At 62.4% G+C, this 20,301-nt stretch carries 18 protein-coding genes, 2 tRNA genes and 1 pseudogene; 10 read left to right on the top strand and 11 right to left on the bottom strand.

Annotated elements, in window-relative coordinates; all coding sequences use genetic code 11:
- Positions 1-302 precede the first annotated feature (302 nt).
- The 3 genes from IVB05_RS19280 to IVB05_RS19270 all read left to right on the top strand — a co-directional run bounded on the left by IVB05_RS19280 (position 303) and on the right by IVB05_RS19270 (position 2,462).
- Entirely contained in the window at positions 303-602 is a 300-nt protein-coding gene (locus tag IVB05_RS19280) for an HU family DNA-binding protein (RefSeq protein WP_212419163.1), read from the top strand.
- A 103-nt stretch (positions 603-705) separates the two neighbouring features.
- Positions 706-1,962: a peptidase T gene (pepT, locus tag IVB05_RS19275; RefSeq protein WP_247786184.1), complete on the top strand. Its 1,257-nt coding sequence runs from the start codon at positions 706-708 to the stop codon at positions 1,960-1,962.
- A gap of 122 nt (positions 1,963-2,084) precedes the next feature.
- Positions 2,085-2,462: a hypothetical protein gene (locus tag IVB05_RS19270; protein ID WP_247786183.1), complete on the top strand. Its 378-nt coding sequence runs from the start codon at positions 2,085-2,087 to the stop codon at positions 2,460-2,462.
- A 563-nt stretch (positions 2,463-3,025) separates the two neighbouring features.
- Here IVB05_RS19270 and IVB05_RS19265 read toward each other — a convergent pair.
- Positions 3,026-3,886, bottom strand: a complete 861-nt coding sequence (locus IVB05_RS19265; protein ID WP_247786182.1) for a methyltransferase domain-containing protein — start codon at positions 3,884-3,886, stop codon at positions 3,026-3,028.
- Between the two features lie 97 nt (positions 3,887-3,983).
- On the opposite strand from IVB05_RS19265, the gene IVB05_RS19260 reads away from it, so the two are divergent.
- Positions 3,984-4,060, top strand: a tRNA-Val gene (locus tag IVB05_RS19260).
- 12 nt (positions 4,061-4,072) lie between these two features.
- On the opposite strand, the gene IVB05_RS19255 is transcribed toward IVB05_RS19260, so the two are convergent.
- The 6 genes from IVB05_RS19255 to IVB05_RS19230 form a co-directional block, all read right to left on the bottom strand.
- Complete coding sequence (locus IVB05_RS19255; RefSeq protein WP_247786181.1) at positions 4,073-4,474, bottom strand: GFA family protein; 402 nt, start codon at positions 4,472-4,474, stop codon at positions 4,073-4,075.
- A gap of 93 nt (positions 4,475-4,567) precedes the next feature.
- On the bottom strand, positions 4,568-6,994 hold the full coding sequence (lon, locus tag IVB05_RS19250; protein WP_247786180.1) for an endopeptidase La: 2,427 nt from the start codon (positions 6,992-6,994) through the stop codon (positions 4,568-4,570).
- Positions 6,995-7,307: 313 nt separating this feature from the next.
- Positions 7,308-8,582, bottom strand: a complete 1,275-nt coding sequence (clpX, locus tag IVB05_RS19245) for an ATP-dependent Clp protease ATP-binding subunit ClpX (RefSeq protein WP_027537232.1) — start codon at positions 8,580-8,582, stop codon at positions 7,308-7,310.
- 453 nt (positions 8,583-9,035) lie between these two features.
- Positions 9,036-9,671 carry an ATP-dependent Clp protease proteolytic subunit gene (locus IVB05_RS19240; protein ID WP_214491628.1) on the bottom strand — a complete coding sequence of 212 codons (636 nt, stop codon included), beginning with the start codon at positions 9,669-9,671 and terminating at the stop codon, positions 9,036-9,038.
- Positions 9,672-9,975: 304 nt separating this feature from the next.
- Positions 9,976-11,334 (bottom strand): trigger factor, encoded by a 1,359-nt coding sequence (gene tig / locus IVB05_RS19235; RefSeq protein WP_247786179.1) that lies wholly within the window; start codon positions 11,332-11,334, stop codon positions 9,976-9,978.
- 163 nt (positions 11,335-11,497) lie between these two features.
- Positions 11,498-11,582, bottom strand: a tRNA-Leu gene (locus IVB05_RS19230).
- Positions 11,583-12,055: 473 nt separating this feature from the next.
- Between IVB05_RS19230 and IVB05_RS19225 the strand changes: the two genes are divergently transcribed.
- Together IVB05_RS19225 and IVB05_RS19220 are read left to right on the top strand one after the other, a co-directional pair.
- Complete coding sequence (locus tag IVB05_RS19225) at positions 12,056-13,045, top strand: multicopper oxidase domain-containing protein (RefSeq protein WP_346771866.1); 990 nt, start codon at positions 12,056-12,058, stop codon at positions 13,043-13,045.
- 10 nt (positions 13,046-13,055) lie between these two features.
- Complete coding sequence (locus IVB05_RS19220; RefSeq protein WP_247786177.1) at positions 13,056-14,141, top strand: enolase C-terminal domain-like protein; 1,086 nt, start codon at positions 13,056-13,058, stop codon at positions 14,139-14,141.
- 9 nt (positions 14,142-14,150) lie between these two features.
- On the opposite strand, the gene IVB05_RS19215 is transcribed toward IVB05_RS19220, so the two are convergent.
- From IVB05_RS19215 to IVB05_RS19205, 3 genes are all read right to left on the bottom strand, one after another.
- The gene (locus IVB05_RS19215; protein WP_346771880.1) at positions 14,151-14,561 is read right to left on the bottom strand and encodes a GNAT family N-acetyltransferase; all 411 of its coding nucleotides are present in this window, start codon (positions 14,559-14,561) and stop codon (positions 14,151-14,153) included.
- A 19-nt stretch (positions 14,562-14,580) separates the two neighbouring features.
- Entirely contained in the window at positions 14,581-16,080 is a 1,500-nt protein-coding gene (locus IVB05_RS19210; RefSeq protein WP_247786175.1) for an NAD(P)H-hydrate dehydratase, read from the bottom strand.
- Positions 16,081-16,196: 116 nt separating this feature from the next.
- A complete protein-coding gene (locus IVB05_RS19205) occupies positions 16,197-16,406 on the bottom strand; it encodes a hypothetical protein (RefSeq protein WP_247786174.1) in 210 nt (69 codons plus the stop codon).
- A gap of 45 nt (positions 16,407-16,451) precedes the next feature.
- Between IVB05_RS19205 and IVB05_RS19200 the strand changes: the two genes are divergently transcribed.
- From IVB05_RS19200 to glnA (IVB05_RS19185), 4 genes and pseudogenes are all read left to right on the top strand, one after another.
- Positions 16,452-16,790: a P-II family nitrogen regulator gene (locus IVB05_RS19200; protein WP_011441447.1), complete on the top strand. Its 339-nt coding sequence runs from the start codon at positions 16,452-16,454 to the stop codon at positions 16,788-16,790.
- Positions 16,791-16,939: 149 nt separating this feature from the next.
- Positions 16,940-18,349 carry a type I glutamate--ammonia ligase gene (glnA, locus tag IVB05_RS19195; protein WP_247786173.1) on the top strand — a complete coding sequence of 470 codons (1,410 nt, stop codon included), beginning with the start codon at positions 16,940-16,942 and terminating at the stop codon, positions 18,347-18,349.
- Between the two features lie 327 nt (positions 18,350-18,676).
- Positions 18,677-19,177, top strand: a complete 501-nt coding sequence (locus IVB05_RS19190) for a DUF992 domain-containing protein (RefSeq protein WP_247786172.1) — start codon at positions 18,677-18,679, stop codon at positions 19,175-19,177.
- A 22-nt stretch (positions 19,178-19,199) separates the two neighbouring features.
- Positions 19,200-19,355: pseudogene (gene glnA / locus IVB05_RS19185) on the top strand (glutamine synthetase); the annotation flags it as partial.
- A gap of 154 nt (positions 19,356-19,509) precedes the next feature.
- On the opposite strand, the gene IVB05_RS19180 reads toward glnA (IVB05_RS19185), so the two are convergent.
- Positions 19,510-20,286 (bottom strand): outer membrane beta-barrel protein, encoded by a 777-nt coding sequence (locus IVB05_RS19180; RefSeq protein WP_247786171.1) that lies wholly within the window; start codon positions 20,284-20,286, stop codon positions 19,510-19,512.
- Between the last annotated feature and the right edge of the window lie 15 nt (positions 20,287-20,301).

Below are 20,301 nucleotides of genomic sequence, written 5' to 3'. Positions count from 1 at the left end.
ATCCGCGCAGAACCGAGGGCATAAAGGGCCGCCCCCGCTTAGTCAAGGACGTTGCGAATCCCAGCGCCAGACGGGCGTTTCTGCGATTGTGATGCAAATAATGGCCTGTTTTCAGGCAAAATGGCGTAGGCAGCGATTACCCGAATCGTTTAAGGCCTGATACGTCTGGGTTTCTTGAAACCCTCCCCCGCTCTGGTTGCACCGGACCCTTAGGGTTTCAAGTCACCACGCAAGGCATTTTCCGGCGCGAACCGGTTTCACAAACGCGCTCAAAGCCATTCAACCAACGAGGAGGGCCAGATATGGCGAAGAAAGCAGCGACTCCAGCCACCATCACACTCAAGCATCTGGCCGCAGCGCTGGCCGAGGAACATGACCTGTCGAAGAAGGCCGCCGAGGCCATCCTGACCGACATGGTCGGGAAGATCGCAAAACACCTGAAGAAGGGCGAGCGGATCCGTATCGTCGGGCTCGGCATCCTCCAGGTCCGCAAGCGCGCCGCCCGCACCGGCCGCAACCCCGCCACCGGCGAACCGATCCAGATCAAGGCCAGCAAGAAGGTCGCCTTCCGCGCCGCCAAGGAACTCAAGGAAGCCGTCTGACCGACGATTCCCTCGATTGCAGCAAAAGCGTCATTCCGGCGGGGACCCGGAGTGGCGCTTTTCTGTTATAGAGCGCTTCCCTCGCCCAGCTTTTCGGATCGTCATGCCGGCCTCGCCCATCACCTTCACCCACGATGTCACCGAGCGCTTCCTGCGCTACGTCATGATCGACACCCAGTCCGATCCGGCGTCACCGACCTGCCCTTCCACCGAGAAGCAGAAGAATCTGGGTCGCCTGCTGGCTTCGGAGTTGCAGGCGATGGGGCTCGCAGACGCCCATCTCGACGAGCACGGCTATGTCTATGCGACGATCCCGGCCAATACCGACAAGACGGTGCCAGTGATATGCTTCTGCTCGCACATGGACACGTCTCCGGACTGCACCGGCGCCAACGTCAAGCCGCAGATCGCCAGGAATTACCAGGGCGGCGATATCGTGCTGCCGGCCGATCCCACCCAGGTGATCCGCTCAGCCGACCATCCCGCACTCATTGAGCAGATCGGCCACGACATTATCACGACCGACGGCACCACGCTTCTCGGCGCCGACAACAAGGCCGGCCTTGCCGAGATCATGGACGCAGCGCGGTTCCTGATTCAAAATCCTGATATCAGGCACGGCACCATCAAGATCCTGTTCACGCCCGACGAAGAAATCGGCCGCGGCGTCGACAAGGTCGACCTGAAAAAACTCGGCGCCGACTTCGCCTATACGATGGACGGCGAATCCGCCGGGAATATCGAGGACGAAACCTTTTCAGCCGATGGCGCCACCATCACCATCGAGGGCGTCTCGACCCACCCCGGTTTCGCCAAGGGCAAGATGGAGCACGCGATCAAGATCGCGGCCGCAATCATCGACCGCCTGCCCAGGGACACCTGCTCGCCGGAGACCACCGAGGGCAAGGAAGGCTTTTTGCATCCGATCGGCATTGCGGGCGCGCTGGAGAAAGCCACCATAGGCTTCATCGTGCGCGATTTCACCGACGAGGGGCTGCAGCAAAAGGAAGCCCTGCTGGAAGGCATCGTCAAAGAGGTGATGAAGGATTATCCGCGCTCGACGTACCGGATGGACGTCAAGGCGCAATACCGCAACATGAAGCAGGTCATCGACCGCCACCCCGAGACCGTCGACTACGCCATCGAGGCGATCCGTCGCGCGGGGCTAAATCCGGTGCGCAGTTCGATCCGGGGCGGCACCGACGGCTCGCGCCTGTCGTTCATGGGCCTGCCCTGCCCCAACATCTTCGCCGGCGAACACGCGTTTCATTCGCGGCTCGAATGGGTCAGCCGCCAGGACATGGAAAAGGCGGCGGAGACGATTGTGCATCTGGCCATGATCTGGGAAGAACGGGCGTAGACTTCGGCGAAGCTCCATCCCCGTCATTGCCTGTGACAAACGCGAAGCGTTTGCGCAAGGCAGTGATAGCGACGCGGCTGTAAGCTGGGTACGCCGCGTTTTTGAAAACGAGGAAGCCTATTATGCGGTTGTCCAAGGTCGCCGCTTTAGCGCTTATCGTTGGAGCTACAAGCTCAATGTCCGCGTCTCCGGCGCTGGCCGCTTCTGACTGTCCAAAATTAGTAGAACTGGCGGACTGGGGCGAGAACTCGACCGGCGACATCAGCGTCGCATCCGGGCAAAGTTGCCTCTTTCCGATCACGATGCGCGGCACGGTGACCAGCTCGGAGATTTTGCAAAAGCCGGCCCGCGGCAAGTTGAAAAAGCTCAACGCAACTACTTACGAATACAAGGCGAAGGCCAGATACAAGGGAAGCGATACTTTCGCCATCAAAGCAACGGGGCAGGGGCCAACGACATCTGGCACGTCGGTAATTACCGTAAACGCGACAATCAAATAGCCTTCCTCGCGCCCGTTGCAGGGTGGACGCGCGTTGCCGTCCAACAAATTATCTTATGGCAGCGATCCTCTCAGGCCTCTGACACCAGTATCCGGGGTGACTCGGCCACCGTTCTCAGGCGTGGAGGGCGTGCGGACATCACTTTGTTCGGACCCAGTGATGACTCGAACGATGATCGCGCCGAGCAGAAGCACCGTGAGCAAAATCAGACCGGTCCGGGCCGGAGTTAGATGCAGATCGGACAAGCGCATCATTGCTGTACCCACGCGCATCGCTACCAGCCCGGTGTAACAAGCGTCGTTGAGTCGTCAGGCGATTTGGTGGCGTGCCGATGGCCATCCGGCGTTCAATTGGAATGGGTCGCCAGAATGTGGAAAGGGCCGCCGAGCCATCGCGCATCCCGCCACGATCTGGGTAGGCAAGTCAGCGAAGCTCTCACCCCGTCATTGCCTGCGACAAACGCAAAGCGTTTGCGCAAGGGAGCGACAGCGATGAAGCAATCCATGCCTCAGCGCCCGTCGATGGATGGATTGCTTCGCTTCGCTCGCAATGACGAAGGCGAACTACGACGCCCTTGCCGTGACGATCCAGACCGACGCCGGCAGCAACACCGAATCGCCCTTGGCGAACGGAGTCAGTGCTTCGCGGATCGAATGGGCGGCGGCCTTACGGAGTTCTTCCGGCTGGCCCTCCAGCGCGCGGCTCACCGGGCCGATCTCCAGTGCGCCCTGCACCGCGCCGTCGAGGCCGCGGCCGATCGCGGAATCCAGCAGCAGTGGACACGCTTCCATCTCGACGCCCTTAAAGCCCGCCGCGTCGAGGATCCGGCGCACGCGCGCCTCGGAGGCGAACGCAAACGGCCCGGGATCTTCCGGCCCCTGCTGCGGCAGCTTTGGCACGTGCTTGTAGGCGGCCTGCAGTGGTGCCATGAAGAACGGGTTTTCGCGCGGCTCGCGCCAGCAGGCGAATGCCAGCCGGCCCGAGGGCTTCAGCGCCTTGCGCATGTTGGCAAACGACAGCGCGGGATCGGCAAAGAACATCACGCCGAACCGCGAGGCCAGCACATCGAAACCGGCGGGCTCAAACGGATAGACGGTGGCGTCGGCCAGCGCGAATTCGACCGGCAAATCCTTCGGCGCGCTCTGCCGCGCCCGCTCCAGCATCGGGCCGGATATGTCGACGCCGAGCACATGGCCCGACGGCGCGACCTCGCGCGCGAACGCAATCGCCGTGGCGCCGCTGCCGCAGCCGATATCGATGACGCGCTCACCCGGCTTCAGTTTCGCCCGATCGATCACAAGGTCGGCGACCGGCTTGAGCACGACGTCCTGCTCCGCCTGGCGCGCGGCCCAGCGCTGGCCGGCGGGTCCGTTCCAGTAGGCGACCTGGTCGGCGTTTTGATCGTGAGTTTGAGGGGTGTCCATGTACGCAACTCTCTCATTTGATCGGAGATATCTGGGAAACGGTGGTTTACCGGCGACCTTGCACGAAAGGGGGTCGCAGGGTTAAACAGAGGCATAAGGGCGGCTAGCTCAGCTGGTTAGAGCATCTCGTTTACACCGAGAGGGTCGGGAGTTCGAATCTCTCGCCGCCTACCAATCCTCGATCCCCTAGTCGCCCGGCCGTCCCGGCAAATCCCTGATATCGTTGATCCAGGGCGCGGCCGAGCGGCGCCAGATTTGCCGCACCGGCTTGAGCTGATCGCGCTGGCGGATGCTGCCCCAGCGGATGCCCCAGTCGTCCGGCCCGCCCTCGCCGCTGGTGAACAGCGGGGAACCACAACCCTCGCAAAAATGCTGGAAGCGCGTGCGGCCGTTGTCGCCGGTCTTCGCGTAAATCTTCGCCGGCGCGCCTGTCATGCGGACCTGCTCGGCCGAACAGATCACCGTGACGCGGTACGGCGAGCCCGTCAGGTTCTGGCAATCGGTGCAGTGACAGATCGATACTTTCGCAGGGTCGACGTCGGCCCGATAGGTCACCCGCCCGCAATGGCATTGCCCGTCGATTTCCATCCCCTTCAACTCCGCCTGTCCAATGGTGGTCCGGTCCGCACCAACAAAAACGGCGCCCGAAGGCGCCGTTTTATCATTTCACAATCGATCGGTTTAGTGGGCCGTGAGGCCACCGGACGCCTCGTCGGCGCCGTCAGGCTTTACCGGCACCTTGGTGTCCTCTTCCCAGACGATCGGCACCGGTGCGCGGACCAGCGCCTTGGCGGTGACGTCGTCGAGCCGGGCCACCGGGATGATCTCCATCCCGCCCTTGATCGCATCGGAAATCTCCGTGAGATCCTTGGCGTTGTCCTCGGGGATCAGCACCGTCTTGATGCCGCCGCGAGCGGCCGCCAGCAGCTTCTCCTTCAGACCGCCGATCGGCAGCACTCTGCCGCGCAGCGTGATCTCGCCGGTCATCGCGACATCGTGGCGAACCGGGATGCCGGTCATGACCGAGATGATCGCGGTCGCCATCGCCACACCCGCCGACGGTCCGTCCTTCGGGGTTGCCCCCTCCGGCACGTGGACGTGGATGTCGCGCTTGTCGAACAGCGGCGGCTCGATGCCGTAGTTGATCGCCCGCGAGCGGACGTAGGACGCCGCCGCCGAGATCGACTCCTTCATCACGTCGCGCAGATTGCCCGTGACCGTCATCTTGCCCTTGCCGGGCATCATGACGCCTTCGATGGTCAGCAACTCGCCGCCGACATCGGTCCAGGCCAGGCCCGTGACGATACCGACCTGCGGCTCGCTTTCGATCTCGCCGTAGCGGTACTTCGGCACGCCGAGGAACTCTTCGAGAGTCTTCTCGGTGACCTTGACCGACTTCTTCTTGGAGATCATCAGCTCCTTCACCGCCTTGCGGGCGAGTGTGGAGAGCTCACGCTCCAGGTTACGCACGCCCGCTTCGCGGGTGTAGCGGCGGATCATCAGCAGCAGGGCGTCATCGTCGATCGACCATTCCTTGGAATCGAGACCATGCTTGGCGATGGCGTTCGGGATCAGATGCTTGCGCGCGATCTCGACCTTCTCGTTCTCGGTGTAGCCGGCGATCCGGATGATCTCCATGCGGTCCATCAGGGGGCCGGGAATATTCAACGTATTCGCGGTCGTGATGAACATGACGTTCGACAGATCGTAGTCGACCTCCAGATAGTGGTCGTTGAAGGTCGAGTTCTGCTCGGGGTCCAGAACCTCGAGCAGCGCCGACGACGGATCGCCGCGGAAATCGGCGCCCATCTTGTCGATCTCGTCCAGCAGGAACAACGGATTCGAGCTCTTCGCCTTGCGCATCGACTGGATGATCTTGCCGGGCATCGAGCCGATATAGGTGCGGCGATGACCGCGGATCTCAGCTTCATCGCGCACGCCGCCGAGCGACACGCGCACGAATTCGCGTCCCGTCGCCTTCGCGATCGACTTGCCGAGCGAGGTCTTGCCGACGCCGGGAGGTCCGACCAGGCACAGGATCGGTCCGGTCAGCTTGTTGGCGCGCGACTGCACCGCGAGATACTCGACGATGCGGTCCTTGACCTTCTCGAGCCCGTAGTGGTCGTTGTCCAGCACGGCCTGCGCCGCCTCGAGGTCCTTCTTGACCTTGGACTTCTTGTTCCACGGGATCGACAGCAGCCAGTCGAGATAGTTGCGCACGACGGTTGCTTCCGCGGACATCGGCGACATCTGGCGCAGCTTCTTCAACTCGTGCTGCGCCTTCTCCCGCGCTTCCTTGGAAAGCTTGGTCTTGGCAATCTTCTCCTCCAGATCGGCCAGCTCGTCACGACCTTCGTCGTCGCCGAGCTCCTTCTGGATCGCCTTCATCTGCTCGTTCAGGTAATACTCGCGCTGGGTCTTCTCCATCTGGCGCTTGACGCGCGAGCGGATGCGCTTCTCGACCTGCAGCACCGAGATCTCACTCTCCATCAGGCCCAGCACCTTCTCCAGGCGCTGCGTGACGGACAACGTCTCCAGGATACCCTGGCGATCGGCGATCTTGACGGCGAGATGCTGGGCGACCTGATCGCTCAGCTTGGCGAAATCAGTGATCGCCTGAACCACGCCGACGACTTCGGCGGAGATCTTCTTGTTCAGCTTCACATAGCTTTCGAAGTCGGACACGACCGAACGCGCCAGGGCTTCGGCTTCAACCGAGCTGGCGTCGGTGTCGGCAAGCGCGATCGCGGTCGCCTCGTAATATTCGCTGCGGTCGGAATATTTCTGCACGCGCGCGCGCTCGAGCCCTTCGACCAGCACCTTCACGGTGCCGTCGGGAAGCTTCAGGAGCTGCAGCACGCTGGCGAGCGTACCGACCTCATAGATCGAATCCGGGCTTGGATCATCGTCGGACGCGTTCTTCTGCGTCGCGAGCAGGATCAGCGCGTCGTTCTTCATCACCTCTTCGAGGGCGCGGATCGATTTCTCGCGGCCGACGAACAGCGGCACGATCATGTGCGGAAAAACGACGATGTCGCGGAGCGGCAGCACCGGATACGAGTGGCTTTCGCCGAGAACGATGGTTGGCCGGGTTTTTGGGGTCGTCATGGCCTATTCCTTTTGTTTTGCCCCCTTGCACGCAGTCCGCATCGCTTGCGCAACCGCCGCAAGGTGCCGGGAGTTCCGGGTCACTCGGCCGCCTTCGCTGCCGCCTCTCACCGGATGATTTTGCGACGAATCTCGAACGTGATTTCCGCCACCATTGGCATTAGGTGGCTATCGGGTATGGGGGTGTCAAGTCACGGAAAAATGCCCACAAATTGGGGCCAAACGCGTATAAAACGCTGACGCAACAACGGCCGCCGCAACGTGCGGCAGCCGTCCTTATCGGGGTAGTCCAAGCGAGTTATGTCGAGCGCGATCAGGCGCTGGCGCTGCTCTCGACGGCCCGGTCCGAACGGTCCGCGTAGATGTAGAGCGGACGAGCGGTTCCCTCGACCACTTCGCGCGAGATCACAACCTCTTCGACGCCTTCCAGACCCGGCAGATCGAACATGGTCTCGAGCAGAATGCTTTCGAGGATCGAACGCAGTCCGCGCGCACCGGTCTTGCGCTCGATCGCCTTGCGGGCGACCGCGCCAAGCGCCTCGTCGGCGAAGGTAAGTTCGATGTTCTCCATTTCGAACAGCCGCTGGTATTGTTTCACCAGCGCGTTCTTCGGGTCGGTCAGGATCTTCTTCAGTGAAGCCTCGTCGAGATCTTCCAGCGTCGCGACCACAGGCAGACGGCCGACGAATTCCGGGATCAGGCCGTACTTCAGCAGGTCTTCCGGCTCGACATGGCGGAAGATCTCGCCGGTGCGGCGATCTTCGGGCGCCAGAACCTGGGCGGCGAAACCGATCGAGGTCGAACGTCCACGCGCGGAGATGATCTTCTCAAGGCCTGAGAAGGCACCGCCGCAGATGAACAGGATGTTGGTGGTGTCGACCTGCAGGAATTCCTGCTGCGGATGCTTGCGGCCGCCCTGCGGAGGCACGGAGGCAACCGTGCCTTCCATGATCTTCAGCAGCGCCTGCTGCACGCCCTCGCCCGACACGTCGCGGGTGATCGACGGATTGTCGGACTTGCGGCTGATCTTGTCGATTTCGTCGATATAGACGATGCCGCGCTGCGCGCGTTCGACATTGTAGTCGGCCGACTGCAGCAGCTTCAGGATGATGTTCTCGACGTCCTCGCCGACGTAGCCGGCCTCGGTCAGCGTGGTCGCATCCGCCATCGTGAACGGCACGTCGAGAATGCGCGCCAGCGTCTGCGCCAGCAGCGTCTTGCCCGAGCCGGTCGGACCGATCAGCAGGATGTTCGACTTCGCGAGTTCGACGTCGTTGTGCTTGGTCTGGTGATTGAGCCGCTTGTAGTGATTGTGGACGGCGACCGAGAGCACCTTCTTGGCATGGCTCTGGCCGATCACGTAATCGTCCAGCACCTTGCAGATTTCCTTCGGCGTCGGGATGCCGTCGCGCGACTTCACGAGCGAGGACTTGTTCTCCTCGCGGATGATGTCCATGCAAAGTTCGACGCACTCATCGCAGATGAATACAGTCGGACCCGCGATGAGTTTGCGGACTTCGTGCTGGCTCTTTCCACAGAACGAGCAATACAGCGTGTTCTTGGAGTCGCTCGTGCCAACCTTACTCATTCTTGTCTCCGTCCGCCGTTCGATCCGTTACCCGATCGACCCATTCCGGCACTCACACCGGACCTCAAGGTAGATAGAGCAAATTCCGTACCAGAAAAGACCCTTAACTCAATTACGTAATTACGCACCGTGCGAATCGCGGTTTCTCGAATCCCCGCGATCCTAACCCATCCCACACAGCCAACCATGCTGACATCCGACTATCAAGAATTCGCTAATCGGGGCCGGAATGGCTACCCGTGACAATACCGTGATTTGTGGCATTCGCACGGGGAGAAGTTCACGAAATCGACCGAGCGTTGCGCAACTGCCACGCAGCAAAACCGGCACGAAAGCGGAACTTTCGGCCCATGCAGGGCATAGGCACGCGGCTTTCGGCCATATTTGCCGGTTCAACCAACCGTTAAGGTCAACGCGGGGTGTCGCTATCCGTTACCTTACGGGGTTTTCACCTTACGCGATTTTCGTCGGCATCGCCTCTTCGGGACGCTTGTCGATAACCTTGTCGACGATGCCGAAGTCGCGGGCCATATCGGCGGTCAGGAATTTGTCGCGCTCGAGCGCGTCCTCGATCGCCTTGTAGGTCTGGCCGGTGTGCTTCACGTAGATTTCGTTGAGGCGCTTCTTGAGATTCAGGATCTCCTGCGCATGCAGCATGATGTCGGTGGCCTGGCCCTGGAAGCCGCCCGAAGGCTGATGCACCATGATGCGCGAATTCGGCAGCGAGAAGCGCATGTCCTTTGCGCCGGCAGCGAGCAACAGCGAGCCCATCGAAGCCGCCTGCCCGGTGCACAGCGTCGACACCGGCGGACGGATGAATTGCATTGTGTCGTAGATCGCAAGCCCCGATGTCACCACGCCGCCCGGCGAGTTGATGTACATCGAGATTTCCTTCTTGGGATTTTCCGCCTCGAGGAACAGGAGCTGCGCGACGGTGAGCGTCGACATGCCGTCTTCGACCGGACCGGTCACGAAGATGATGCGCTCTTTCAGGAGCCGCGAGAAAATGTCGTAGGCGCGTTCGCCGCGGTTGGTCTGCTCGACCACCATGGGCACGAGGTTCATGTAGGTTTCAACGGGATCGCGCATTAGTCACCCCAAGGGTTAGTAGAGGGTTAGGTAGAAAACAGCGGGGGGCGAACATCCATCGGCAAGGCAGGCCAATCGCCAGGATTGCCGCGCGCGGACGAACGTCCCGTGATGCAGGACTTCAACTCAGGACTCGCATGGGCGAGCCGCTCACACATATGAGCCAATTTCCCGGCGACAAGACCGGGGCATTGCGAGCCGAACTCGACGAGTTCAAACTGATTCGCAGGCGATCTCATAGCGACGGATGCCGTCGCCACGCCGCTTTTGCCGTTCATCATTAACGCTGGCCTGACCAAATCGGTCAGGCTGCGCTCTTTTCGTCGTCGTCCTTGAACAGGTCCTCGCGCGAGACCTTCTTTTCGGTCACGTTGGCGAGTTCGAGGATGAAATCGACTACCTTGTCTTCATAAATCGGCGCACGAAGCTGGGCCAGCGCATTGGCATTGTTGCGATAGTAGTCCCAGACTTCCTTCTCGCGGCCGGGCATCGAACGCGCCCGCTCGATCACCGCGCGGCTGACTTCGTCGTCGGTCACGGTGATCTTGTTCTTCTCGCCGATATCCGACAGCACGAGGCCGAGCCGGACGCGGCGGTCGGCGATCTTCTTGTACTCTTCCTGGGCCGCCTCTTCGGTGGTGTCCTCGTCGGCAAAGGTTTTCCCGGAGGATTCCATCTCGGCCTTGATCGAGTTCCACATCAGGTTGAACTCTTCCGCGATCAGCGACGGCGGCGCCTCGAATTTGTGGCTGTCGTCGAGACGGTCGAGCAGCGCGCGCTTGACGCGCTGGCGTGTCGCGCCGGCGAACTCGGCGACCAGCCGCTCGCGTGCGGCTTCCTTCAGCTTGTCGAGCGATTCCAGGCCGAGCGTCTTTGCAAACTCGTCGTCGATCTTGGTCTCACCCGGGGCTTCGATCAGGGTCGCGGTGGTCTCGAACTCGGCCGGCTGGCCAGCGAGCTTCTCGCTGGCGTAGTTCTTCGGGAATGACACTTTCAGCGTACGGGTTTCGCCGGTCCCGATACCGACGAGCTGTTCCTCAAAACCCGGAATGAATTGTCCGGCGCCGATCACGACCGGGATGCCCTCGCCGGTGCCGCCGTCGAACAGTTCGCCGTTGATGCTGCCCTTGAAGCTGATGGTGACGCGATCGCCGGTTTCGGCCTTGGCGCCTTCGGCCTTCGCAGCAAAGGGACGATTCTGGTCGGCGATGCGCTTGATCGCTTCATCGACCTCGGCATCGGTGACTTCGACCACCGGCTTCTCTACCGAGAAGGTCTTGAAATCGGCGAGCTGGATGGTCGGCACCACCTCGATCGCAACCGTGTAGGTCAGGTCGGTCTTGCCGGCGAGCAGCTCCTCGACCTCTTTGGTCTCGGTCGGCATGGTGATCTTCGGCTCGGTCGCGAGGCGGAAACCGCGGTCGGTGAAGATCTGCGTGTTGGTGTCGCGGATGGTCTGGTCGATGGTCTCGGCCATGACAGAGCGGCCATACACCTTCTTCAGATGGCTCACCGGCACCTTGCCGGGGCGGAAGCCGTTGAGCTTCACCTTGTCCTTGAGGTCGACCAGCTTGGCGTCCGCCTTGGCATCGAGATCCGATGCGGGAACGCTGACCTTGAACTCGTGCTTCAATCCCTCGGCGAGGGTTTCGGTGACCTGCATGGTGTCAATCTTCTTCCGCTTGCGCCGGGCCAGACGGGCCCGGCAGTGTCAAATGTTCGAGGCGTAGCCTTGCAGCCTGCGCCGGTGGTTCGGCTGACCTTGGCTCCCCGACCGGGAAGCAGGCCCTCCAGTATTCGTCATGCAAACGCCTGGATAGAGCGCTTGGTGCGGGCGGAGGGACTCGAACCCCCACAACTTTCGTCACTGGAACCTAAATCCAGCGCGTCTACCAGTTCCGCCACGCCCGCGTGAAAAGCATCCATACCCGGCCGCGATGCCGCGGGCGGCGGGCTTATAACATGAGCCTACACCTCCGCAGCAAAAAAATGGCCCTTTTTGACAGCGCCGAGGCAAGGCGTCACAGCTAGGACAGGTACCTCAGAAAATGGTCCGCATTGGTCCAATGGCAAGGCTTTCCGCGACGGTCAATCGACGCACCCTCCTGGCCGGTCTGGGCGCTGCTGCCCTTGGCCCCGCGTTGTCAGCCACCGGAGCTTTCGGATGGCAAACTCGCCTGCTCCCCGCAGAGCCTACGACCCTTACCTTGCCCCCGAACGGGCCCGAGGCACGGATTTGGTCCATTGGCGGTCCTCCGCTGAGTTTCACGCAGCGGGACACAGCGCAGGTCGAATTCCGGAGCAACCTTCCGAAGGCGGCTGTCCTTAGCTGGCGCGGAATCGACGGTGCCCCCACGATCGAGCCTCTGCTGGCACGACGGCCTTTGGCAGGAGGCGGCGCGGACAACTTCGAACTGCCGCTGCGGCATGCCGGCACCTTCTTCTGTGATCTTGCTTTGCTGGGCGACGGCCACGCGAAGCCGTCACGCGGGCTTCCACTGATCGTGCAGGAAAGCAAACCGGTGAGCGTTGACCGCGAAGAGCTTCTCCTGATCGAGAACTGGCGGGTCAGGCCAGATGGAACCGCGATGGCACCGGGGACCGATCCCGGGGACACCGTGCCAGTCCATACGATTAACGGCCAGACTTCGCTCGATTTCTCAGCGAGAACCAATGAACGGGTCAGGCTCCGGATCATCAATGGCTGCCAACGCTCTGTTATTGCGATCAAATTGGAAGGACTTGATGTTCGGGTTATGGCCATCGACGGCCAGCCATCCGAGCCGTTCCAGGCCCGCAACGGCGCCTTGGTGTTGGCGTCGGGCGGCCGAGTCGATGCCTTTATCGATGTAACGAACCCAGCGGGTAGCGTGTCCCCGATCCTCCTGCATGACGGCAGGGAAGCCCGTCCGATCGGCAAATTCGTCGTCTCCAGCGAACCGCCGATCCGCGCGGCTCCGCTGCCCCCGGCCCCGCCGCTGCCCTCCAATGGCCTCCCCGAACGGCTCGACCTGAAGAACGCCGTCCGGGTCGATCTGCCGCTCGGCGGACCGCCGGCCGACTGGGTAACGCCCGCCAAGTTCATCGCCACCACCCCACCCGCCTTCCGCGCCAAGGCCGGTCGCGTGGTCGTTCTGGCGCTCACCAACCGCGCCGCCATCGCCACCGTCTTCCACCTCCACGGACATCACTTCCGGCTGCTGGACCGGCTCGACGACGGCTGGAAGCCATTCTGGCTGGATACGCTGGCGATCGAACCCGGCCAAACCCAGCGCATAGCCTTTTTGGCCGAGCATGCCGGGCGCTACCTGATCGAATCCGTCGCGACCGATTGGGCGGCGCCGCGGCTGGTGCGGTGGTACGCCGTCGAGTGAGGAGCACACCATGAGCAAACCGGTCCCCGCCATCCGCAGCGTCAAGGCGCGCGGCATCGTCGTGCCGCTCGCGCGCCCCCTGAAGAACGCCTTCGGCGTGTTCGATGTGGCCCCGCTGGTCCTGATCGATGTCGAAACCGATCAGGGCATTACCGGCCATTCCTATATCTTCGCCTACGCCCGGATGACGGTGAAGCCGCTGGTCCACCTGGTCGAGGAGATCGGGCGCGAACTCACCGGCCGGCTGCTCGCGCCCTACGACCTGATGGCGGCGATGGACGCCAAATTCCGCCTGCTCGGCTGGCAAGGCCTCGTCGGCATGGCGGTATCCGGCCTCGACATGGCCTATTGGGACGCGCTCGGCCAGATCGCGGGCCGGCCAGTGGCCGAGCTGCTCGGCGGCTCAGCGCGCCCGATCAGGGCCTACGACAGCTACGGCGTGGTTGATCCGGTCGCCGACGAGCGCGCGTTGCGCCGCTCGCTCGAACAGGGTTTTCGCGGCATCAAGATCAAGGTCGGCGACGGCGATGCCGCCAACGACGAACGGATGGTCAAGGGCGTGCGCGCCCTCATCGGCCCCGATGTCGCGCTGATGATCGACTTCAACCAGTCGCTCGATCCCGCCGAAGCGTCGCGCCGTATCGCGCGCCTCGAACCCTATGATCTGCACTGGATCGAGGAGCCCGTGCCGCAGGAAAATCTGTCAGGACACGCAAAAGTGCGCGAGACCTCGCCGACGCCGATTCAGGCCGGCGAAAACTGGTGGTTCCCGCGCGGCTTTGCGGAAGCGATCGAAGCCGGCGCCAGCGACTTCATCATGCCCGATCTGATGAAGTGCGGCGGCGTCACCGGCTGGCTGCAGGTCGCAGCGCAAGCCGAAGCCGCGAATATTCCGATGTCGAGCCATCTGTTCGCCGAAGCCAGTGCCCACATGCTGGCGGTGACGCCAACCGCGCACTGGCTCGAATTTTTGGACTTTGCCAGCGTCATCCTCGCCCACCCTGCCGAGATCGTGGATGGAACGGTGACAGCGCGAGGGCCTGGGCTCGGGCTGGAATGGAACGAGACGGCGGTGGCGAAATACCTGGTTGGATAGCGCCTCGCCTTACGGGCGCGTCCAGAGATAGCGCGCATCCGGCTCCTTCTCTTCATTGCCGGCACCGTCGGTTTCCTCGACAAGCGCAAAGCCCCGCGCTTCGTAGAAGCGGCGCGCCCTCGCATTGCGCTGAAAGGTCCAGAGTTGCAGGCGCTCGGAAGCGCCTTTCGCGACATCGAGCAATTCGGTGCCAACGCCCTGCCCATGCGCCTCCGGCAGTACGTATAGTTGCTCGATCCAATCGTCACGGAAGGCGATCATGCCCGTTATGACATCGCGATCGAAAGCGCCCCAAAGCGTACAAGTCTTGAACATGCGCTCGCGATAAAACCACCGGTCTTCGTCAGGCGTATGCAGTCCGGTGAGCCAAGGCAATGCATGGTCGAACGCCGCGCGATGAACGCCCGCTGCCGCGTCCATGTCGGCGAGTTCGAGTTGCCTAATACTCAATCCCGAACTCGTCATAGAGCCGGCGGAACACCGCGGGCAGCACTTCCGGCAAATCCTCCGCAATCAGCCCCGGCCCCGCCTCGCGCGCGGCTTCGCCGTGCATCCAGACGCCGATGCAGGCAGCCTCGAACGCCGGGACGCCTTGCGCCAGCATCCCTGCGATCATCCCCGCCAGCACGTCGCCGGCGCCTGCGGTAGCCAGCCAGGGCGGCGCGTTGGACGCGATGCTGGCGCGTCCGTCCGGGGATGCCACCACCGTATCCGGTCCCTTCAGCAGCACCACCGCGCCGCAGCGTTCGGCGGCGTCGCGCACCCGCTCCAGTTTGGAGCGGCCGGGATGCTTGTTGCTGATATCGCTGAACAGGCGCGGAAATTCGCCCTCATGCGGGGTCAGGACGACGTGGGCGTCCTCGGCAGCCTTGATCTGTTCAAACAACCGCTCCGGCGCTTCGGCAAAACTCGTCAGCGCGTCGGCGTCGAGCACGAGGCCGCGTTTCGCCGACAGTGCCGTGTGGACGAAATCGCGCGTTCGGGCGCTGACGCCGGCGCCCGGCCCGATCACGATCGAATTGAGCCGCCTGTCGTCGAGCAGTTCGGCGAACTGGATGGCATTATCGATCGCGCGCACCATCACCGCCGTCAGCGCTGCGGCGTTGACCGCGAGCGCGTCGCGCGGCGAGGCCACGGTCACCAGCCCGGCGCCCGCCCGCAGCGCCCCCCGCGCCGCGAGCCGCGCCGCCCCGGTCGACGCCAGTTCGCCCGACAGCACGATTGCGTGGCCGCGGGCATATTTGTGGCCGTCGATGTCAGGCACGGGGAAGGATTTCTGCCAGCTCTGCGGAACGGTCTCTGATGTCTGCGGCCGGATCTCCTCGAGCACGCCCGGATCGATGCCGATATCGGCGACGCGGACATGGCCGCAGTGCTTGCGCCCCGGCATCAACAGATGCGCCGGCTTGCGGCGGAAGAACGTCACGGTCTCCACGGCGTTGATCGCAGCCCCCATCATGGCGCCGGTCGTACCGTTGATCCCGCTCGGCAGGTCGACGGCGAGCACCGGCGCGCCGTTGGCGTTGACCGCCTCGATCATCTCGAGCGGATCGCCCTTGACGGGACGATTGAGCCCGGCGCCGAACAGCGCATCGATGATCAAGGCCGGCTTGCCGATCGCCTGCGGGTTGAACGGCAGCACCGGGTACTTCCAGCCGCGTGCAGCGAGCGCAGCATCACCCTGCAGGCTGTCGCGCTCGCACAAGAGGATAACCGAGACGTCACGGCCGCGCGCCGCCAGTTCAGCCGCCGCCACAAAACCGTCGCCGCCATTGTTGCCGCGGCCGGCGACCACCACGATCGGCCCCTCCTCGACGAGATCCATCGCGGCCTCGGCCACGGCCTGCCCAGCGCTCATCATCAGCGCGAAGCCGGGGGTGCCCGCGGTGATCGTCAACCGGTCGGCACGCTCCATCTCAGTCGTAGTCAAAACTTCCATGCCGAATCCTCGATCCGTCAGCCTTTTCTGCAGGCATATCGCCGTCATATCCCGCGGCCCGCGTCGCCCGAACTGCACACGAATTGATCGATTTGCCTATTTTGCAGGCTTCGCTATCATGCAAGCCGCTGCTCAACCTCTTTCACTTGCCTGTTAAAAGTCTGATAACGTTCCGAAATCAGCCACGTTAACAACTTGGCATAGACCCTGCTTTTGAGGAAGCCGGTTGGAAAACCGAGCTCACGATCGTCGCACTTAGCGGCAATATTGAGCAACCCGGCTTTGCCGGATGCAAGGATCAAACCAGACGGCGCCTCGCGCGACATCGAACCATCTGCACTCTGAATTTGGAAATGCCCGGGAGGCGCTCAGTGAAGAAGATTGAAGCCATCATCAAGCCATTCAAGCTCGACGAGGTGAAAGAGGCGCTTCAGGAAGTCGGACTGCAGGGCATCACGGTCACCGAAGCCAAGGGTTTCGGCCGGCAGAAGGGACACGCCGAACTCTACCGCGGTGCGGAATACATCGTCGACTTCCTGCCCAAGGTGAAAATCGAGATCGTGATTGGCGACGACCTGGTCGAGAAGGCGATCGATGCGATCAGGCGCGCCGCCCAGACCGGGCGCATCGGCGACGGCAAAATCTTCGTCTCCAACATCGAGGAAGCGATCCGGATCAGAACCGGAGAATCCGGGCTGGACGCTATCTGAGCCGGGTGCTATCCGAATTTTGCGACTGAAAAACAAGAAAAGGGCTGCTTCGGCGGCCTGATTTCGTTCGCGATATCTCCACAGATCGTTTGCGAAGTCTCGTTGTCGCTAGATTCCTGGAAACCGTCCCGCAGCCAAAAGGGGTATTCATGAAGACCGCCAAAGACGTCCTGAAATCGATCAAGGACAACGACGTAAAATACGTCGACCTGCGCTTCACCGATCCGCGCGGCAAGTGGCAGCACGTGACCTTCGACGTCAGCATGATCGAAGAGGACACCTTTGCCGAAGGCCAGATGTTCGACGGCTCCTCGATCGCCGGCTGGAAGGCGATCAATGAATCCGACATGTGCCTGATGCCCGACCCGGTGACCGCGACGATCGACCCGTTCTTCGCCGAGACCACCATGGTCATCGTCTGCGACGTGCTCGAGCCGACCACCGGCGAGCCCTACAACCGCGACCCCCGTGGCATCGCCAAGAAGGCCGAGGCGATGGTGAAATCGTCGGGTGTCGGCGACACCATATTCTTCGGCCCCGAGGCCGAGTTCTTCGTGTTCGACGACGTGCGCTACCAGACCACCCCCTACAACACCGGCTTCAAGCTCGACTCCTCGGAACTGCCGATCAATTCGGACACCGAGTATGAGGGCGGCAACCTCGGTCACCGCATCCGCACCAAGGCCGGCTACTTCCCCGTGCCGCCGCAGGACTCGGTGCAGGACATGCGCTCGGAAATGCTCGGCGCCATGGCCAAGATGGGCGTCAAGGTCGAGAAGCATCATCACGAAGTCGCTTCCGCCCAGCACGAGCTCGGCATGAAGTTCGACACCATGACGCTGATGGCCGACCAGATGCAGATCTACAAATACTGCATCCACCAGGTCGCGCACATCTACGGCAAGACCGCCACCTTCATGCCGAAGCCGGTCTACGGCGACAACGGTTCGGGCATGCACTGCCACCAGTCGATCTGGAAGGACGGCAAGCCGGTGTTCGCCGGCAACAAATATGCCGACCTCTCGGAGACCTGCCTCCACTACATCGGCGGCATCATCAAGCACGCGAAAGCGATCAACGCCTTCACCAACCCGTCGACCAATTCCTACAAGCGCCTGGTCCCGGGCTATGAAGCCCCCGTGCTGCTCGCCTACTCCGCACGCAACCGCTCGGCCTCCTGCCGCATTCCCTACACGGCGAACCCGAAGGCCAAGCGCGTCGAAGTCCGCTTCCCCGACCCGATGGCCAATCCCTATCTCGGCTTCGCCGCGATGCTGATGGCCGGCCTCGACGGCGTCAAGAACAAGATCGATCCGGGTCCGGCGATGGACAAGGACCTCTACGACCTGCCGAAGGAAGAGCTGAAGCAGATCCCGACCGTGTGCGGCAGCTTGCGCGAGGCGCTGGAAAACCTCGACAAGGACCGCGCCTTCCTCAAGGCCGGCGGCGTGTTCGACGACGACTTCATCGACAGCTTCATCGAGCTGAAAATGACCGAAGTCGAGCGCTTCGAGATGACCCCGCACCCGGTCGAGTTCGACATGTACTATTCGCAGTGATCTCGCGCGGCGTTCGCGCCGTCGGTGTCACCGCCCATCAATGCGAAAGGCGCTCCTTGCGGGGCGCCTTTTGTTTTTGTGTAGGCAAGTCAGGCGTTTCGGCCGCGTGGTTCGTGTACTCATACGGCCGAATGCCGCCGCGAATTCCGCTCATATGGCCGCAAGCGATCGATGGCCCATGTTTCCACTGCCCGCCTGCCGACCCGCCTGCACGGCCGTTATAGCTCGGAGCGGGAACATCGCAATGTCGCTGCGCGTTGAGGGGGTCCATCAGAATGCGTCGACGGAGGGACGCCCATGACCAAAGCAACGCTGAATAGAAAAACGTTGAATAGTCTCGCAACCACATGCGCCGCCCTGGCGCTCGCCCTCGCCATGGCTCCGGCCATGGCCCAGGACACCGGGCGGACAAGGGTCGGCACGCTCACCTGCAACATATCGCCCGGTGTAGGCCTCGTTGTCGGGGGGCAGCGGCAACTGAGCTGCATCTATGCGTCGGCGAAAGGCAGGGCACGCGAGACTTATGAGGGCACCGTCAGCACGCTTGGCCTCGACATCGGAGCCACGTCCGGCGGCCAGCTGGCCTGGGCGGTTTTTGCGCCGACCACGCTGCCCCGGGCGGCATTGGCGGGAACCTATACGGGTGCGACCGCCGGCGGCACGGTCGGCGCCGGAGCGAGTGCCAACGTCCTGGTTGGAGGCCCGGACCGCAGGGTCATCATGCAGCCGGCGTCCGTGCAGGCGCAGACGGGCGTGAATATTGCGGCAGGCGTATCCACATTGGAACTGCGGCCGGCCACTGCGCCCGCACGTCGTACGGCCCAGTGACGACATCATCGCTGGTGAACCAGTGGAAAATCTCGACAACGACCGCGCCTTCCTCAAGAACGGCGCCGTGTTCGACGACGACTTCATCGACAGCTTCATCGAGCTGAAGATGACCGAAGTCGAGCGCTTCGAGATGACCCCGCACCCGGTCGAGTTCGACATGTACTATTCGCAGTGATCGTTGGCGGATTTTCCGCCGGCACACTGGCCGTGAAATGCGAAAGGCGCTCCTTGCGGGGCGCCTTTTGTTTTGCACCTTCCTCAAGCCACGAGAAGCGTACACCGCGCGGCATTCGGTGTCTTCCCCTCGAACGCTTGCCTCCGGGCGAAGATCAGTATTTGGCGAGGACCGGGCCGCCCCAGCGATAGTTCAGGCGAACCAGGCCGATATCGACGTCCTGACCAATGCGGCCGGTTCCTGCAAAAGCGCCCGGCGCAAGACCAAAAACTCCGGTTCCGTAGAAGTTCACATCACGATGGCCCATGAAAAGGTGGTCGTATTCAATCCCGACCGACCAGTTCGGCGCGAAGCCAAATTCGAGGCCGGCCCCCACCGCACCGCCCCAGCGGGTTTCGCTCGCGGTGTTGAAAATCTGCCCGGGCAAAACATCGATCAAGACGCTGTATTTGTCGTTGACGACCGCGGCACCGCCTTTCACGTAGAGCAGCACGTTATTCCAAGCATAGCCGACCTGGCCCGTGAACAGGCCGAACGCATCAATCCTGGTTTGATTCGTGACGCCCGCGGCGAAGAGGCTGGCGTTGGACCCCTTGAAATCAGCCCAGTTGCCCTGCGCCTCCACGCCGAACACCCAGTTCGCGCTCTGCCAGCGATAACCGATCTGACCGCCGATCGTGCCTCCGGTCGCATTGTGGCAACCCACGGGAATGGGCGGAGCGACCACGACGCCTCCGATATTGACCAAATCCCAGCACTTATGGGCGGAGCCTCCGCCGCCATTGATGCCGATGTAGAAGCCGCTCCAGTCGTAGATCGGAGCGACGATCGGAGGCGCGGCCTTGGTATAGGGTCGCGCCGCCAGATCAGCGGCTGAGGCAGGAGCGGCGAGCGCGATGAGCGCAACCGCGCAAAGCAGGATTTTCTTCATGTTCTGACCCCGAGT

Source organism: Bradyrhizobium sp. 170 (assembly GCF_023101085.1).
Lineage (GTDB): Bacteria > Pseudomonadota > Alphaproteobacteria > Rhizobiales > Xanthobacteraceae > Bradyrhizobium.
The sequence above is the reverse complement of the archived record's forward strand: the minus strand, read 5'-3'. Positions and strand labels throughout refer to the sequence as shown.

Excerpts from the sequence above, each read along its gene's own strand:
- IVB05_RS19215 (WP_346771880.1), bottom strand. The coding sequence starts at position 14,561 with ATGGACGCGGCAGCGGGCGTTCATCGCGCGGCGTTCGACCATGCATTG.
- IVB05_RS19240 (WP_214491628.1), bottom strand. The coding sequence starts at position 9,671 with ATGCGCGATCCCGTTGAAACCTACATGAACCTCGTGCCCATGGTGGTC.
- IVB05_RS19265 (WP_247786182.1), bottom strand. The coding sequence starts at position 3,886 with ATGGACACCCCTCAAACTCACGATCAAAACGCCGACCAGGTCGCCTAC.
- IVB05_RS19255 (WP_247786181.1), bottom strand. The coding sequence starts at position 4,474 with ATGGAAATCGACGGGCAATGCCATTGCGGGCGGGTGACCTATCGGGCC.
- IVB05_RS19220 (WP_247786177.1), top strand. The coding sequence starts at position 13,056 with ATGAGCAAACCGGTCCCCGCCATCCGCAGCGTCAAGGCGCGCGGCATC.
- lon (WP_247786180.1), bottom strand. The coding sequence starts at position 6,994 with ATGACGACCCCAAAAACCCGGCCAACCATCGTTCTCGGCGAAAGCCAC.
- IVB05_RS19270 (WP_247786183.1), top strand. The coding sequence starts at position 2,085 with ATGCGGTTGTCCAAGGTCGCCGCTTTAGCGCTTATCGTTGGAGCTACA.
- pepT (WP_247786184.1), top strand. The coding sequence starts at position 706 with ATGCCGGCCTCGCCCATCACCTTCACCCACGATGTCACCGAGCGCTTC.
- IVB05_RS19180 (WP_247786171.1), bottom strand. The coding sequence starts at position 20,286 with ATGAAGAAAATCCTGCTTTGCGCGGTTGCGCTCATCGCGCTCGCCGCT.
- IVB05_RS19205 (WP_247786174.1), bottom strand. The coding sequence starts at position 16,406 with ATGTCGCGCGAGGCGCCGTCTGGTTTGATCCTTGCATCCGGCAAAGCC.
- clpX (WP_027537232.1), bottom strand. The coding sequence starts at position 8,582 with ATGAGTAAGGTTGGCACGAGCGACTCCAAGAACACGCTGTATTGCTCG.
- glnA (WP_247786173.1), top strand. The coding sequence starts at position 16,940 with ATGAAGACCGCCAAAGACGTCCTGAAATCGATCAAGGACAACGACGTA.
- IVB05_RS19280 (WP_212419163.1), top strand. The coding sequence starts at position 303 with ATGGCGAAGAAAGCAGCGACTCCAGCCACCATCACACTCAAGCATCTG.
- IVB05_RS19210 (WP_247786175.1), bottom strand. The coding sequence starts at position 16,080 with ATGGAAGTTTTGACTACGACTGAGATGGAGCGTGCCGACCGGTTGACG.
- tig (WP_247786179.1), bottom strand. The coding sequence starts at position 11,334 with ATGCAGGTCACCGAAACCCTCGCCGAGGGATTGAAGCACGAGTTCAAG.